The sequence below is a fragment of the Streptomyces sp. NPDC085944 genome (genome assembly GCF_040686295.1).
Taxonomy (GTDB): Bacteria; Actinomycetota; Actinomycetes; order Streptomycetales; family Streptomycetaceae; genus Streptomyces; species Streptomyces salinarius.
On sequence record NZ_JBFBJX010000043.1, the window covers coordinates 1 to 14,160 of the forward strand.

The 14,160-nt window shown below is 65.5% G+C and carries 16 protein-coding genes; 10 read left to right on the forward strand and 6 right to left on the reverse strand.

What is annotated here, in order from left to right:
* Nucleotides 1–228: 228 nt before the first annotated feature.
* From AB0P07_RS36500 to AB0P07_RS36520, 5 genes are all read right to left on the reverse strand, one after another.
* Nucleotides 229–975: a hypothetical protein gene (locus AB0P07_RS36500; protein WP_365558672.1), complete on the reverse strand. Its 747-nt coding sequence runs from the start codon at nt 973–975 to the stop codon at nt 229–231.
* Nucleotides 972–1,376 carry a hypothetical protein gene (locus tag AB0P07_RS36505; RefSeq protein ID WP_365558675.1) on the reverse strand — a complete coding sequence of 135 codons (405 nt, stop codon included), beginning with the start codon at nt 1,374–1,376 and terminating at the stop codon, nt 972–974. Before AB0P07_RS36505 ends, AB0P07_RS36500 begins: the two co-directional genes overlap by 4 nt.
* A 354-nt stretch (nt 1,377–1,730) precedes the next feature.
* A complete protein-coding gene (locus AB0P07_RS36510) occupies nt 1,731–2,477 on the reverse strand; it encodes a hypothetical protein (protein ID WP_365558676.1) in 747 nt (248 codons plus the stop codon).
* Between the two features lie 808 nt (nt 2,478–3,285).
* On the reverse strand, nt 3,286–4,287 hold the full coding sequence (locus AB0P07_RS36515; protein ID WP_365558679.1) for a pentapeptide repeat-containing protein: 1,002 nt from the start codon (nt 4,285–4,287) through the stop codon (nt 3,286–3,288).
* Nucleotides 4,288–4,583: 296 nt separating this feature from the next.
* Nucleotides 4,584–4,940, reverse strand: a complete 357-nt coding sequence (locus tag AB0P07_RS36520; protein WP_365558682.1) for a hypothetical protein — start codon at nt 4,938–4,940, stop codon at nt 4,584–4,586.
* A 285-nt stretch (nt 4,941–5,225) separates the two neighbouring features.
* On the opposite strand from AB0P07_RS36520, the gene AB0P07_RS36525 reads away from it, so the two are divergent.
* Together AB0P07_RS36525 and AB0P07_RS36530 are read left to right on the forward strand one after the other, a co-directional pair.
* On the forward strand, nt 5,226–5,918 hold the full coding sequence (locus AB0P07_RS36525) for a hypothetical protein (RefSeq protein ID WP_365558684.1): 693 nt from the start codon (nt 5,226–5,228) through the stop codon (nt 5,916–5,918).
* A gap of 382 nt (nt 5,919–6,300) precedes the next feature.
* Nucleotides 6,301–7,653: a hypothetical protein gene (locus tag AB0P07_RS36530; RefSeq protein ID WP_365558687.1), complete on the forward strand. Its 1,353-nt coding sequence runs from the start codon at nt 6,301–6,303 to the stop codon at nt 7,651–7,653.
* Nucleotides 7,654–7,983: 330 nt separating this feature from the next.
* On the opposite strand, the gene AB0P07_RS36535 is transcribed toward AB0P07_RS36530, so the two are convergent.
* A complete protein-coding gene (locus tag AB0P07_RS36535; protein WP_003950169.1) occupies nt 7,984–8,448 on the reverse strand; it encodes an NUDIX domain-containing protein in 465 nt (154 codons plus the stop codon).
* Between the two features lie 18 nt (nt 8,449–8,466).
* On the opposite strand from AB0P07_RS36535, the gene AB0P07_RS36540 reads away from it, so the two are divergent.
* The 8 genes from AB0P07_RS36540 (at nt 8,467) to repSA (ending at nt 14,059) form a co-directional block, all read left to right on the forward strand.
* Nucleotides 8,467–9,246 carry a GntR family transcriptional regulator gene (locus tag AB0P07_RS36540; RefSeq protein ID WP_365558690.1) on the forward strand — a complete coding sequence of 260 codons (780 nt, stop codon included), beginning with the start codon at nt 8,467–8,469 and terminating at the stop codon, nt 9,244–9,246.
* A 139-nt stretch (nt 9,247–9,385) separates the two neighbouring features.
* Nucleotides 9,386–9,742 carry a hypothetical protein gene (locus tag AB0P07_RS36545; RefSeq protein WP_003950171.1) on the forward strand — a complete coding sequence of 119 codons (357 nt, stop codon included), beginning with the start codon at nt 9,386–9,388 and terminating at the stop codon, nt 9,740–9,742.
* Nucleotides 9,743–9,745: 3 nt separating this feature from the next.
* Nucleotides 9,746–11,101 (forward strand): FtsK/SpoIIIE domain-containing protein, encoded by a 1,356-nt coding sequence (locus AB0P07_RS36550; protein ID WP_365558693.1) that lies wholly within the window; start codon nt 9,746–9,748, stop codon nt 11,099–11,101.
* Nucleotides 11,102–11,186: 85 nt separating this feature from the next.
* Nucleotides 11,187–11,840, forward strand: coding sequence for a DUF2637 domain-containing protein (locus tag AB0P07_RS36555; RefSeq protein ID WP_365558696.1), 654 nt, complete (start codon nt 11,187–11,189; stop codon nt 11,838–11,840).
* Nucleotides 11,841–11,872: 32 nt separating this feature from the next.
* A complete protein-coding gene (locus AB0P07_RS36560; protein ID WP_007388789.1) occupies nt 11,873–12,064 on the forward strand; it encodes a mobile element transfer protein in 192 nt (63 codons plus the stop codon).
* An 11-nt stretch (nt 12,065–12,075) separates the two neighbouring features.
* The gene (locus tag AB0P07_RS36565) at nt 12,076–12,231 is read left to right on the forward strand and encodes a hypothetical protein (RefSeq protein ID WP_003950175.1); all 156 of its coding nucleotides are present in this window, start codon (nt 12,076–12,078) and stop codon (nt 12,229–12,231) included.
* A 23-nt stretch (nt 12,232–12,254) separates the two neighbouring features.
* Nucleotides 12,255–12,572 (forward strand): SpdD-like protein, encoded by a 318-nt coding sequence (locus AB0P07_RS36570; protein ID WP_365558698.1) that lies wholly within the window; start codon nt 12,255–12,257, stop codon nt 12,570–12,572.
* Nucleotides 12,573–12,661: 89 nt separating this feature from the next.
* Entirely contained in the window at nt 12,662–14,059 is a 1,398-nt protein-coding gene (repSA, locus tag AB0P07_RS36575; RefSeq protein WP_365558700.1) for a replication initiator protein RepSA, read from the forward strand.
* Nucleotides 14,060–14,160: the final 101 nt, after the last annotated feature.

A 14,160-nucleotide genomic window follows, 5' to 3' on the forward strand; every position in this document is an offset into this window, starting at 1 on the left:
GCCCTGTTCGTATGCGCCCAGAGCCCCGCGACCACTCGATCGGGACTCCCGTTCGACGCGCATCTCTCAAGATCGAAAAGACAACAGCTTCTGAGACGGCGGCGATCCGGCGGAGTGCTTGACCCTGCCCGTGTGGGGGCCTCCGGGAGAAGATCTTCTCCCAGGTTTCTCCCAGCGACTTAGGTCTCATGATCGAGACCACAAGTGAGGTCGTCACGGCCCTTAGCGCTACGAGTAGGTCGCGACCATGATCGATATGGCGATCCCAAGAAGGACACCAATGCCAAGCCAACGCCACCGCCCTTCCCAGTCGGGCAGAACCACCGGAGGGGGTGGGGTAACCCTTGCCTCTACTCGCCTCGCAATCTCAGCGAGCGACATGGTCACTTGCTCTAGCTTGCCCGTCTGAGGGCTGTGTCCCTTCAGATTTCCGACCCGGTGTGTTGCCTCGCTGAGCTCGCTCAGACTGCCCTCCAACCGAGTGGCAACCCTGTGCAGATTGTTGCCGCCTTGGGGGTCGAGAAGCCCTTCCAGGCGCCTGACCATGTGGTCGAGCTTGTCAAGGTCGAGCTTCTTGGAGGCGCTGGACAGCTGTTCCGCGGCGACACGCAGTTGGTGGGCGACGTCTTCGTTGATGCTCTTGCTTGCATGACCGAGTAGGCCAGCGACGTCTTCGTTGATACTCCGGGAAGCGCGCGAGATCTGGCCGGCGACGTCTTCGTTGATACTCCGGGCGGCCAAGGAGAGCTGGCTTGCCGTTTCAGGAGAGATGACGCCGTCTCGCAGGGCCTGTTCGAGCATCTGGGACAGTCCAGGCGCGATCCTCCCAATTTTCGTGAGCGTGACCCTTGTCTGTGGGTCGATCTCGTGATGAATATTGATGTCACCGTGGTGGTCACGGCCGACAAAGGCCCCCTCGCCGGAGTTGATCTGGACGTGGCGTTGTTCTGGCAGCGTCGCGTCGTCGGTGGTCATCGGCCGTCTCGGGTGTTGATGTTGATGTCGCCGTAGTGGTCACTGCCGATGAAGGCCCCAGAACCGTGGTTGTGCTGGGAGCCGATGTTGACCGTCTTCGTCGGTGCCGTCGTCTTGAGTTCCTCGATGTCGGCTCGGGCGTCGGGGTGAGCCCGGAGAAAGGCGGCAAGCAGTTCGGTCCAGGCGTCTGTGACAGTGCGCCGCGTGATTTCATGCCGGGCCAGGGCTGCCACCTGCTCGTTCAGTACCTGTAGGGCAGCGGCCTCCTCTTGAGGGTTGCCACCGCGACGGAAGATAGCCGAGATCCGAGTGCGCAAAGCGTCGGTCTGGCCTTGGAGCAGGTAGGAGAGGACTCCGCTGGCAGCTCCTGTACTCACGGCCATGATTGCTTCTTCGTACATAAGACGGTTCCCCCTTCGGCTGGCGGATAGCGCGCTCGTACGGGTCGGTGTGACCTAGCTGGGGTCGTTGCGCGAGCCAGAACCGATTGACTGTACTGGCCATGCCATAGCAGGGGCTGGACAATGCAGGGCGTTGACCGAAAACCGCTGCTGAGGCGTGTTCGCAGCTAGGCGGTTGCCTCCGGCCGCTTCGACCGCTCCGTCCCGAAGCAACTTGGGTGGGGGTGCTGCCTTGGGCTGGTGTGGCTATCACCTGTGCGGATGGTCCGCTGGCGTTCGTGGTCGTCCGCCGGTGTTCGTTGGCGTTGTCACGCAGTTAGACACTCAGTGTCGGCCACTATCCGGGGGCCGGAACTAGGCCGTCACCTCGTCTATGGCGGCCAGGATCAACTCAGGCACCGCGGCAAGGGCGCTGTCCAAGAGGTATTCGATCGCTACAGCGTCCTTGCTGCGGTTCACGTCGATCTGTGCAGTCCACTGGCCTGGTTGGTAGCGAGCAAGCATTGATAGCGTGTAGAGCACCGCCCACCAGGCCATCAGAGGGTGGAGTACGCGGTCGTCACCGCCGAATCCCGTGTGGATCACTCGGGTGGAGTCTGAGAGGCTGCGCCCCTTCCACGGTGCGATGTCCTCGAACCTACGCTTGGCGGCCTCCTCTCCACCTGCCACGTCCCATACCAGGCGGCAGCCGATCGTGCCTTGCACCGGATCCCAGCTATCTGGCCCGCTATCAGGGATGGCCCCAATCGACCGGAAGCGGTACCCCGTCAGCGACGGATAATCGGCGAGCCATGCACGTACAGCCTGCTCACGGTCCTGCGGACTCGCGTAATCTTGAAGCTTTCCAGGCAAGCCGGACACCATCGCCTGCAAGGTGGTCGCGTCTCCGTGATGCGGCTCTCTACTGACTGAGAGCTGCGGACGCGTTGTCGACTGCAAAGGCCAGAGACTGACTTCCAAGATGGACGCCCACACGTCCGCGAGACGGGCTTCGTCAGGCAGTGATCGTGATCCGAGCATCGCCGCAACTTGAGTGAACGACTGCGTTCCGGCTGCGCCCTTGTCTTTGACGGTGACCGAGCCTAGGTCTGGCTGGTCCATCTGGGCGGCGGCGATTCCATGGCCGTTCAGGCGGTATCTGTCGGCGGGGACGGGTGCACACGCTGCGATGGCCCTGCCCGCCTGGCTCAGGCCGTAGAAGAGTACGAGGGGCCTGGAGGCCGGTCCAACCGAGGCAGCGGCAGTGAAGAGTTGCTCCGACTGTTCCAGTGCTGCGCTGAACAGCTTCTGGCGCGGGCCTTTGCTCGCGTACCCTGGCGGTTCTGGGCGGAGCTCTCGTAGGGCCCTCCATACTGCCGCTGTCGCGGGATATGTCTGATCACGGTACGTGGGGTACGGCCTGCGAACCATTGCCCCATCTTGCCAGCGCAGAGCACATCGTCGCGGAGATGCCTCCAACTGGCGGCGGACATAGGAACGTAGCTGCAAGCCAAATCACCGCTTTCGGAGAGAGGCTGAGGGATCTCATGCCTGATCTGCGGGTTCGCCGGCCGAGCAACGGGCGGCTACTCGACCGCGGGGCACCGGCGTTGACCGTGGCTGCCCCCTGTATCTGGCACGGTTGTGGCACGAACCTCAGCCGACGACAGTCAGCCACGACGGCGGGCGCGCCGACCGACCAGGCGCGCGTGTGCCTCGCTGCACCCCCACCAGTCTCAGCCAGGCTACTGGCTTGTGTCATCGACCAGGCCAGGCCACGGCGGCTGGTCCGCGACGACAGCTCCCGTGCCCTAACTCGGGAAGGGCATCTGGGGACCGTTCTGGTCCTGACCTGCGGCGAGATTCCATATTCGAGAGCGGGAAGGACGCCTGCACGCTGAGCTGTACTTGGTGACACGGTAATGTGCGACTAGTCATCGGGAATGGTGCCGGGCCATGGCTCCGGTTCGTTCACGACCGTCAATACCGCATCGCATTCGTCTGCTCGCTCTGCCCACATTCGCTGAAATTCCTCAGGCATTTGCGACGGAGCATTAGTATACTTACTCAACCGTGCTTTAAAGAGCTTCGAGGTCAGAATAGGCGGGTCTTCCATTGAAGCGAAAGTCAGATCGGCATCAATCATACTCTTGACATGCAAGTAAGTCTCGATGAACTGAGTGCGAGTGCAGCTCGCTTTATCGAGAGTCGCGTCAGATAAATTCGCCTTCCTGAAGCTTGCATAGTTCAAGTTTGCCCCGTCTAGTCGGGCTCCTTTCAGATTGCATCCATCGAAATTTCCGAAACTGAAATTCGCTTTCCTGAGGTCCGTTCGAGAGAGGTCAACCGCTACATGCTTTACCAGTGGGCGGCGAGCAAGAACAGTAAGTGCCGCCTGGGTGTCCAGCTCTGGACCGTCTGATTCGCTGGGTGTCGACGGTAGGGGTGCGCGCATTCTAATGAAGGCAGCCAATACCTTCACTACCGTTGAAAAGTCCTTCTCGCTATCCCGCATGACGCGTTCTAGGGCGTAAATTCCCCCAAAGCGTTGCGTCAGATCCTCGGAGCTGAGCAACTTGATCGCCTCCACATATCGATCAGTAACCTGCCCCTCGCGCGTCAGCTCCGCCTGTTCTCGATCTTTCCTGCGTGCGTGCTCGAACTGTTCCTGACTATGGAGATAGAGCTTTTCGGCATGACGATGACTCTGGCGGGTGTAGTACAGGCCTATCCCGGCGACGAAGCCTGCTCCTAGCGCTACGAGCGCAGTGCGGACGCCTGTGATGACCACCCCGTCGGCCGGCTGGAGGCCCGAGTCGCGGATGTGCGCGCCGTCAAGCCACCACGGTCCACGCCAAAGAAGTAGTGCATATGCCACGACTGCAGCTGCCAGGGCTGCCCAGGAGAGGATCTTCTTTGCCCACTTTCGCATGAGATGTATCCTGTCCAAAATCTCAGTGAGGTGCGGCGGAACGACCCAAAAAGTGAGCAGGGCTTGAGACTGGAGCAGTAGCTCCCCGCTGGGTGCGCTGTGGGTGGCGGGATGTGGGCACGCGACTGCTTCGTCCCGAAGCAACTTAGGGCGCCCGCTGTCCTTGAGCTGCTCTGCTTGTCACCTGTGCTGATGGTCCACTGACGTCCAAGGGTGTTCGCGGTTGTGTGTCGCCGTTGTCACGCAGTTAGACACGCAATGGTTTCGGTGTATTCGCTCTTGAGAGAGTGATGTAGTCACTGACGATCGGGGACGGCGGAGAACAGTGGCTGGGCACCGGTTGTATTGGCCTTCACGCGGCCCGCCTCGACAAGTTCCCACATGCCGAGACCGACAGCGTCATCGTCCACGTCGAAGCCCTGCTCAGTCAGCCACCTGGCCAACCGGTCAACGGTCTTAGCTCGGTGCTGTCCGCCTTGGAGGTAGGAGAGGGCCGCGGCCTGCCAACTCGGCGAGCTGCCGCCCCTCGGAATGCCGCTGTCCGCCGGGGCGATCGTCTCAGCCAGGTGCAACAAGGCCGCGATGATGCCCCGGGTATCACTGCTACGTGTCGTCTCATACGCCTCAATCGCCTCAGCGCGGAAGTCTGTCACGATTCCCCCAAATCCTCGGTGGTCGACCTCGAAGGTTAGGACCAGTGCCCGGGGAGATCTAGAGCGCCTATGCCTCTTGATCCGTAGCTCATCGTCAGCCGGCCGTGCCCGCTCCGATCAGCCGTCACCAACCCGCCGGGCACGTCGTAGGGATGTCGCCGATTGTGGCTGCCGACAGAGTTCTCAACGGAACCCCGTGACGGCCTGCACACGTACGGCTGTGCCGTCTTCGCCCGTGGGCCGGTTACGCTGACGGGCTCAACGAGTACCGGGGGCGGGGCAGCGATGACACTCGGACAGGTAGGGCCTGCACAGAGCGAGTACCTGTACCACTTCACCGGGCGCAACGGTGACCGGCCCGTCTGGGTGCCTGAAGACATACGAGACGCGAGTCCGCAGGAGCGCCTGGACGTCATCCTTCGGGAAGAGCGGTTCCGGGCCTTCGCGCCGTTCGGTGCGGAAGCCGCCGGCGCCGGGGCCAGTGGCGTGCCCTGCCTGTGCTTCTCCGAGTGCCCCTTCGAGCACCTCGATCACCTGATTCGGACAGGACGCTTCGAGCCGTGGGGCGTGGTCACGACAAGGGAGAAGGTGCATAGGCGAGGCGGCGGGGCGGTGGCATACGTGCCGACCGATGTTCACGAGGCTTTCGTCAAGGCCAAGTTGGGCCACTGGGCCGTCCGGACCGAGAAGGACTCGTCTTGGCTTCACGAGCGAGAGTGGAGGTTGCCCCTGCCGGCCGGGAGCCACGCTGTCGGCAGTGTCCAGGCGATCATCGTCGCGAATGCCGAATGGCGGCCGTCGAGAGTGGGAACGGGCAGGTGGATAGACGGCGTCACCGGCCTGGAAGAGCCCGGCCCGGTGTCTCCCCACGCGATCGAGTGTGACGACTATCCGCGGCTCTGGCGCGAATCGGCAGTGTGGGTCTGGAACGCGGAGGCCAAGAACGTCACGAGATACGAGCCGGGTGAACTGTGCTGACGTGAGCAGAGTCCCGAAGCAACTTGGGTGAGGCCTCTGCCTTGGGGCTGGTGGGCCTCTCACCTGCGCTGATGGTCCGCAGACGTCCGCCGTTATTCGTTGGCGTTGTGACGCAATAGACACTCACCCGATGCACGGATCAGTGCACCTCAGCTCAGTTCTCCGGGCTTGGGAATGATGTATCCAGTGTCGCAGATCGACTCCGGTGGCCCAGGCCGGAGCGGGGTGGGGGCGGTCACCCGTGGGTGCCGACTGTCAGCGTTGGTCGACCTCGCACGGCCCAGGGACGGCCCAGAGGGCTGACGCGGCGGCCCGCCCTTCGGTAGCGACATCTTTCCTTAAATCGGCTGATTGCGGGATCCAGAACTGCCAGACTACCGCCATGGACAAAGTTCACACCAAGGCAACAGAACTAGTTTTGACGGCTGCTGCCGCCGCCGCATCCTCAGATAACCCAAAACCCTGGGACTATGGCTGGTGCAGCGAATCGTACCGACACTCTGAGAACGCTGCCATCTCCTCGCCGAACGGGTCTGTTCGTCTATCTAAAGCAGGCGTTGAGAAACTGGAAGAGCTTCACGCATTACTCTCTAAACAGTCACAGGTGCGCGACCGGTGGAGCCTGGAAGAGCTTTGGGGGTACCTAGCGACACTCATTGCCTTTGTCTACGGATCGGAAGGACCGGAAGATAGGGCGAGGCGACTTCTAGCGCGCATCCTCTACACAGAACCATCCGTCGTCATCTTCCCGGTTTCCAACATTGCATGGACCGGGGATCCAGCAAGGATGGGAAAGAAGAATGTAATCGGTCTCCTAGATGACGCATTTGTTGATGCGGTTCAGAACCTGGGAGGCCGAGGGGCAGCGCATAGAAATAGAATAGCGGCCTACGTGGGCGACCTCAAACACAGGGAGCCGCGAATCGGATTTGCCGCGCTCGTTCCGGGACAACGAGGTAAGGCGCGCCGCCAAGCGGCGAGGAATTTTCAGGCCTTGGTGGACTTGGCGATGATGCTCGTCACGAATAAGAGCGATCGTCGCCTGTGGTCCCTCAGAGGGGACACGAATCGCCCAGGAATCAGAGGGATCACACTGGATCGGAAGGCTGTCGAGACCAGCCTCAGGGAGTCGGGCGACCATGCGGAACTTTACTCCAACCCACTGGTGATAGATGCAATTGGAAACAACGGTGGCGTCCAGTGGCGCGGAGAAGATCCAATCCCTCTGAAAGAACTACTAGCGGACGATTCACTTCGTGTCGCCGTCGAGACATGCCTCACGCAAGAGAACAGCTTCCTGCGTCGCCTGCATGTCGCCGCCCGCTGGTTCGCTGAGAGTTATTGGGCTTCAGCCCAGGACGATGCAGCACTGGCGGCGGGCGTAGCGCTGGATGCTCTCCTGGGATCAAAATCTGCTCTCCCTGGACGAGCCATGAAAGAGCGGTACGCCTTGCTTGAACCAGACCCCGGAACGAGGTCAAGGCGCGCGAAAGAGCATGAAGAATTCTATTCGGTGAGAAGTACCGTCGCCCACGGCGGTGAAGTTCGCAAGCTCAGCGAGGGTAACTTTCTGAGAGACATGCAGGACTCGGTAACTTGGGCGGCATGGAGATTGCTCGACATTCACGCGACATTCTCAGTATCCAGCGACAAAGAGTTTGATTCGCTATTTGACGAAATCCGGTGGGGAACGCGGGAGTGGCCCTTGGCAGAAGGCGAGGGATCGCCGGGCTGACCCGCCAGGTCGGCGCAGCGGCTTTGGGCTGGAGCTGCTTTGGGGCGAGTGATCACGGCTCCGTAAGCTTCCGGCGCGTCGGGCAGTCTGTGGACCTGCCGGCTAAAGCACGACGTTGGGGCCATGATCTTAGAGGCTCGCCCCAAAGTGGCTGCCTAAAGCCGCGGAGCCGACCGCCCCAGCCACAGAGGGGTTCTCCCCACTTCATGCCCGCAGCCGCCGAGCGCGCCGCCGGGCGCGGCCAGCCGGGGCGAAGACAGGAGGCGGGCCGCGCCGTAGAGGCGGCGCGCGCCCGCGCCGTGCGCGGGCCTTGATGAAGTAGGGAAAGTCTTATCCCGCTGGGATGAGGTGCTTGCCGTCGTGGCTTCGTACGTGGGGGCCGTTGCCGTCCAGGGCGTCCAGGAGGCGGATGGCGTAGACCTCGGCCATGCGGTCGCTGACCTCGTCGGGTGTGAGCCAGGAGACGGCTGTGGACTCGCTTGAGGTGCGTTCGGTGCCGCCGGAGGGCTTGCAGCGGAAGACCAGGGCGACGATGCCTCGGGTGGTGTTCTTGTAGACGCCGGTGAGTTCGTCGACCTCGACGTGGATGCCGGTCTCTTCCCAGACTTCGCGGGCTACGCCGGCCTCTGGGGTCTCGTTGAGTTCGAGTACCCCGCCGGGGAGTTCCCAGGTGCCGTTGTCGGCTCGGCGGATGGCCAGGAGGCGGCCGTCTTCGCGCACGACGACTCCGGCTACGGACACGGAGTGCAGGGGCGTCGACGTTGCTTCCTGTGGTTGACTCATGTACAGGAGCATAGGAGGCAGAGAAGGACTATGGGAACTGCGGTAGAGGGGGGCAGGTCCGGGCCTCGGTACGTGCAGATCGCGGACGAGATCGTGCAGCAGATCCGGGCGGGTGTGCTCAAGCCTGGTGACATGGTGCCGAGTGAGTCGGAGCTGGTGGACCGCTATGGCGTGTCCGGTGGCACGATCCGCAAGGCCATGGTCGAGGTGCGGGCGAGTGGGCTCGTCGAGACCCGGCACGGCAAGGGGTCGATCGTGAAGGACCGGCCGCCGGTGCGGCACCGTTCCTCCGATCGCTTCCGGCGCTCGCTCCGCCAGGGCGGCAAGGCCGCTTACCTCGCGGAGTCGGCGCAGTCCGGTGCCACGGCCAAGGTGAGCGTCCTCTACATCGGGCCCATCGAGGCTCCCGCGGATGCTGCTCAGCGGCTCGGCGTTCCCGCCGGCACTCAGGTGCTGGCTCGGCGGCGGCTCTACTTCCGCAACGGCACCCCGGTGGAGACCGCCTCCTCCTACCTCCCGTGGGACGTCGTGAAGGACATCCCGGAGCTGTTCGCCGAGAACCCTGGCGGGGGTGGCATCTACGCCCGTCTCGAAGACCACGGGCATGAGTTCGCGGAGTTCGTCGAGACGCTGCAAGCGCGGCCGGCCTCCAAGGCGGAAGCCTCGGAGCTGGCGTTGAGTCCGGGTGCGCCGGTGGTTCATCTGATTCGTGAGGCCCGTACGACGGCCGGGGTCGTGGTGGAGGTCTGCGACACGCTCATGGCTGCTGACCAGTTCGTTTTCGAGTATCGGATCCCTGCCGCCGACTGACGCCCGCTCAAGTTCCTGCAACCCGTCGTGACTTCGATGTCGCGGCGGGTTGACTCATGTACAGGAGTGATGCACTCTTCTTCATGTCACTCATATACATGAGTGAAGGAGTTCGGCATCTGTAGAGGAGTGTTCTGCTGTGCGTCAGATCCCCGTCGACACCTCCGCCGCGACCGTGATGGTCGCCAAGACCCCGCAGCCCAAGGTGCGTGACCGCCGTACCGGCGAGATCGCCACCGACGCCGAGACCGGCGCGAAGCTGATGACCGTGGACGTGATGTTCGCGGCCAACGACGAAGTCGAGATCCTGTCCGTCACCGTCCCGGAGACCGGCATTTCCGGTGACCTGACCATGGGCACCCCGGCCGCGCTCACGGGGCTGGTCGCCCGGCCGTGGGAGAACGAGTTCAACGGCCAGAAGCGGCACGGCATCGCCTTCCGCGCGGTCGCCGTCACCTCGCTGGCCACCACGGGCACGGGCTCGAAGGCGGCCTGAGCCATGACGTGGCCGACGGTCTTACTGCTGGTGGTCGTCGCCGCTGCGGGTCTCCTGCGGTGGCGGCGTCCCGCCTGGTACTGGATGACCTTCGGGGTCACCTTCGCTGTCGTGCGCGTCCTGGTCCGCTACGCCTCCGTCATGGAGGCCTGCGGGCTGACGGTCCCGCCCTCGCGCTGGCGCCTCATGCTGGCCCGGATGACCAACCGCCCGGCGCCGGAATCCCGCGCGCCGCGCATCCTGCGGCTGCGGCCCACCCACACCGGTCTGGTCCTGCGGCTCAAACTCCGCCCGGGACAGGACGCCTTCGACGTCGCCGCCGCCTCGGACCGGCTGCGCCACTCGTTCGCGATGTACGGCGTCACCTCCCGTGAGCTGCGCTCCGGTGTGGTCGAGATCCGGATGACCGGCTACGACGTACTCAAGCGGGTGCAGATGCCGGCCAAGACCGATACCCGGCTGATGCGTGTCCCTGTCGCGCTGCGGGAGGACGGCTCGGTGCACTACCGCGACTACCGCGCCGTCCCGCACGGTCTGACCCTCGGCGCCACGGAGTCCGGCAAGTCCGTCTATCAACGCAACCTCGTCGCCGGGCTCGCCCCGCACCACGTCGCGCTGGTCGGCATCGACTGCAAGCAAGGGGTCGAGCTGTTCCCGCTGGCCCGCCGGTTCTCCGCGCTCGCCGACAACCCGGACACCGCGCTGGAACTGCTGGAGGCGCTGGTGTCCCACATGCAGGACGTCTACCAGCTCATCCGCGCCGAACAGCGGATCAGCGTCGCCGTGCCGGATGCGGAGATCGCTGCCGACATCTGGGACCTGCCCGCGGACCTGCGGCCAGTGCCGGTCGTCGTCCTGGTCGACGAGGTCGCCGAACTCGCTCTCTTCGCCAGCAAGGAGGAAGAGAAGCGCCGGGACCGGATCATCACCGCCCTGGTCCTCCTCGCCCAGCTCGGCCGCGCGGCCGGCGTCTACCTGGAGATCTGCGGGCAGCGCTTCGGCTCCGAACTCGGCAAGGGAATCACCATGCTCCGCGCCCAGCTCACCGGCCGCACCGCCCACCGCGTCAACGACGAGACGTCCGCGAACATGGCCTTCGGCGACATCGCCCCGGACGCCGTCCTCGCCGCCATCCAGATTCCCGCCGAGACACGCGGCATCGCCATCGCCGGGGACTCCACCGGCGGCTGGCACCGCATCCGCGCCCCGCACACCACGCTGCGCCAGGCCGTGAACGTCTGCAACAAGCACGCCGACCGCACCCCCGAGCTGCCTGCCCTCGCGCCCTTCCGGCCCGCGGTTGCTCCGCTGCCCTCGGCCCGCGTGTCGCTGTCGAAGACAGCGCACGCCACCGCCTGACTTCTTCCCCCTCCCACGGTCGGCGCGACCGTCCTTCGCGCCGGGTCCCTACTCCCGCCATGCCTGATCACAGGAAGGAGCCGTGATGGCCCGCCCCGCTCTCCGTATCGACGCCGTACTCGTTCAGGCCGTCATTGCCGGGGCGCTGTCCTTCGCCCACCTGCACGACCTCGCCGCCGCTGCCGGACAGACCGGCTGGAAGGCCTGGGCCTATCCCGTCTCGGTCGATCTGCTCCTGGTCGCGGCCTGGCGACGGCTGCGTGCCGACGGGCCGTCCCGGCTGGCCTGGTGCTGGTTCGTCATCGCCCTGGTCGCCTCGCTCGGTGCCAACGTCGCCACTGCCGGGCTCCTCGACCTGGGCGACGTCCCGCCTTGGCTGCGCATCCTCGTGGCGGCCTGGCCCGCCCTGGCCTTCATGGGCGGCACCCTCCTCGCCCACTCACCCGTGGACCCCTCCCCGGCTCCGCCGGCACCCTCCGCCCCGGCTCCGGACCCCGTGCCCGAAACGGCCGCCGCTGAGCCGGGCCCGGCGCCTGAACCCCCCGTCGCCCCGCAGATCGAGGAAGCCCCTGCTCGGCCCACGGCTGTGCCGGTCCCGGCCGCGCTCGTAGACCACGCTCGCAAAGTCGCCGACGACCACCACGCCCGAACCGGCGCCCCGATCGACACCGACACCCTCCGCGCCCGCCTCGGCGTCCCACCGCATCTCGCCGATGCCATCGCCGCCCAACTCACCTGACCCGACCGTCACCCGAGAGGAGACCGGCCTACATGCCTGCCCGCGACTTCTTCCACTCCGTCATGCGGATCGGCCCCGTGCAGATCGGCACCCACCGCGACCGCCGAGGCCAGACCAAACACGCCGCCGTGTGCACCAACGACCGCTGCGGCTGGTCCGCCGACTACTCCAGCCAGTCCGCCGCACAGCTCGCCGCCCGCACCCACCGCTGCCGCGTCAGCTAGGAGGCCACCCGATGGACGTCCCGCTCTGGCTCGCACTCCTCGCTGTCGGCTACCTCGGCGTCAAGCTCATCCGCCCGCCCTGGTGGCTCATCGCCGTACTCCTCCTCGGCGGCTTCCTCATCGCCGACAGCGTGCTGGCCCCCGTCGTCAACGGCTTCGTCAAGTAGCACAACCTGAAGGGAGAACACCGATGCTCCGCCCGAAGATCCCGACCAACCCCACGCCCGCCGGCCACCTCACGCCGCCCGTAGTCGTGGAGCCGACCGCCGTCGTGCCGAGTGCGCAGGTCCCGCCTCCTGCTCCGGTCGCTGCCGCGCCGTCCCGGCCCACGGTGCAGCTCACCCCCGGCACCGCCCTCGCCCTCGTCGGCGGCGGAACGGCCGTCGTCCTGGTCGTCGGCGCCGTTCTCGTCTCGATGCTCCTGGCCGTCGCCATCACCGGCGCCTCGGTCGCCGTCTGCGCCCTGGTGATCCGCTCTCTCATCCACGCCGACGCCAAACGACGCTGACCGGCCCCCGGGCGGCCTCGATACCGCCAAGCATCCGCCGCCCGGGCGCCGCCCCCAACCGATCTCACAACCGGAAGGAAGCACCCAGCATGGCGCACCGCGCCCCGACCGCGCACGCCCCGCTGCTCGACCCGACCACCCTCGGCGACCTCCTCCGCGTCGCCTCGGCCCCCGACTACACCCGCTGGGAAGACCAGATCCGCCGCACCGGCGGCTGCTCCGACCCCATCCACCTCACCGGCTGGACCCTCCACAAGGACAAGACCACCGGCGAGACCCTGCACCACTACACCACCGCTGTTGAGCCCGGCGGACGCCTCCGCCTCGCCTGCGGCAACCGCCGCGCCTCCCGCTGCCCCTCCTGCGCCTGGACTTACGCGGGTGACACCTACCGCATCATCCGCGCGGGCCTGGCCGGAGACGACCGCCGAGACGTCCCCGCCACGGTCCGGGATCACCCGCGCGTGTTCGCCACGCTCACCGCCCCCTCTTTCGGCCCAGTCCACAACCGGCCCGACCGCGGCACCTGCCGCTGCGGCACCCAGCACGCCCCGGACGCCCCGGAACTGGGCACCGCCCTCGACCCGACGACGTATGACTACGCGGGCGCCGTCCTGTTCAACAACCACGCCGGACAGCTCTGGCAGCGCTTCACCACACGCTTGCGCCGCGAACTCGCCGCCCGCGCCGGCCTCACCCGCCGCGAACTCGCCGACCGCGTCCGTGTCTCCTACGGCAAGGTTGCCGAGTTTCAGAAGCGCGGTGCCTTGCACTTCCATGCTGTGATCCGGCTCGACGGACCGGACGGACCCGGAACGCCTCCGCCTGCCTGGGCAACGGTCGGCCTCCTCGCAGACGCCATCCATGCTGCTGCCGCGCACCCCTACACGTCCGTGTCCGTCCCGGCCGCCGGGGACCAACCGGCCCGGTCCTTCCGCTGGGGCACACAGCTCGACGTGCGCCCGGTGAAGGCGTTCGGCGATGGCTCCGACATCACCGAACAGGCCGTCGCCTCGTACGTCGCCAAGTACTCCACCAAAGCCGCCGAGAACACCGGCACGCTTGACCGCCGTATCGGCGAACTCGCGGAACTCGACCGCCACCAGGTCCCAGACCACACCCGCCGACTCATCACCGCATGCCGCGACCTGGACCGCCTCTACCCGGACCGACGGCTGTGGGCCTGGGCTCACATGCTCGGCTTCCGCGGCCACTTCTCCTCCAAGTCCCGCCGCTACTCCACCACCCTCGGGGCCCTGCGCCAGACACGCGCCGACTACCGCGCCGCCCAGGAACACACCGCCCTCGCCCTGGACGACCGCGAGCCGGACACCGTCCTCGTCCTCACCGACTGGCAGTACGCCGGACACGGCCACACCCCCGGCGAATCCGCCCTCGCCGCCACCATCGCCCGGGACCTCCAGCTCAACCGAGAAACCGCACGCGAAGCCCTACGCGACGAACTCACCAACGAAGGGAAGTGCTGACCATGCCCTCAGAGGGCGTTAAGTCCCGTTCCTGATGATGTGGTGTCGCCCGTTCGTGGGTGATGGGGCGGTTTCGCCCTCGTGTCATGGCGTGTACATGA

Excerpts from the sequence above, each read along its gene's own strand:
- AB0P07_RS36565 (WP_003950175.1), top strand. The coding sequence starts at position 12,076 with ATGGACGTCCCGCTCTGGCTCGCACTCCTCGCTGTCGGCTACCTCGGC.
- AB0P07_RS36505 (WP_365558675.1), bottom strand. The coding sequence starts at position 1,376 with ATGTACGAAGAAGCAATCATGGCCGTGAGTACAGGAGCTGCCAGCGGA.
- AB0P07_RS36525 (WP_365558684.1), top strand. The coding sequence starts at position 5,226 with ATGACACTCGGACAGGTAGGGCCTGCACAGAGCGAGTACCTGTACCAC.
- AB0P07_RS36535 (WP_003950169.1), bottom strand. The coding sequence starts at position 8,448 with ATGCTCCTGTACATGAGTCAACCACAGGAAGCAACGTCGACGCCCCTG.
- AB0P07_RS36510 (WP_365558676.1), bottom strand. The coding sequence starts at position 2,477 with ATGGACCAGCCAGACCTAGGCTCGGTCACCGTCAAAGACAAGGGCGCA.
- AB0P07_RS36515 (WP_365558679.1), bottom strand. The coding sequence starts at position 4,287 with ATGCGAAAGTGGGCAAAGAAGATCCTCTCCTGGGCAGCCCTGGCAGCT.
- repSA (WP_365558700.1), top strand. The coding sequence starts at position 12,662 with ATGGCGCACCGCGCCCCGACCGCGCACGCCCCGCTGCTCGACCCGACC.
- AB0P07_RS36555 (WP_365558696.1), top strand. The coding sequence starts at position 11,187 with ATGGCCCGCCCCGCTCTCCGTATCGACGCCGTACTCGTTCAGGCCGTC.
- AB0P07_RS36530 (WP_365558687.1), top strand. The coding sequence starts at position 6,301 with ATGGACAAAGTTCACACCAAGGCAACAGAACTAGTTTTGACGGCTGCT.
- AB0P07_RS36540 (WP_365558690.1), top strand. The coding sequence starts at position 8,467 with ATGGGAACTGCGGTAGAGGGGGGCAGGTCCGGGCCTCGGTACGTGCAG.
- AB0P07_RS36500 (WP_365558672.1), bottom strand. The coding sequence starts at position 975 with ATGACCACCGACGACGCGACGCTGCCAGAACAACGCCACGTCCAGATC.
- AB0P07_RS36550 (WP_365558693.1), top strand. The coding sequence starts at position 9,746 with ATGACGTGGCCGACGGTCTTACTGCTGGTGGTCGTCGCCGCTGCGGGT.
- AB0P07_RS36560 (WP_007388789.1), top strand. The coding sequence starts at position 11,873 with ATGCCTGCCCGCGACTTCTTCCACTCCGTCATGCGGATCGGCCCCGTG.
- AB0P07_RS36570 (WP_365558698.1), top strand. The coding sequence starts at position 12,255 with ATGCTCCGCCCGAAGATCCCGACCAACCCCACGCCCGCCGGCCACCTC.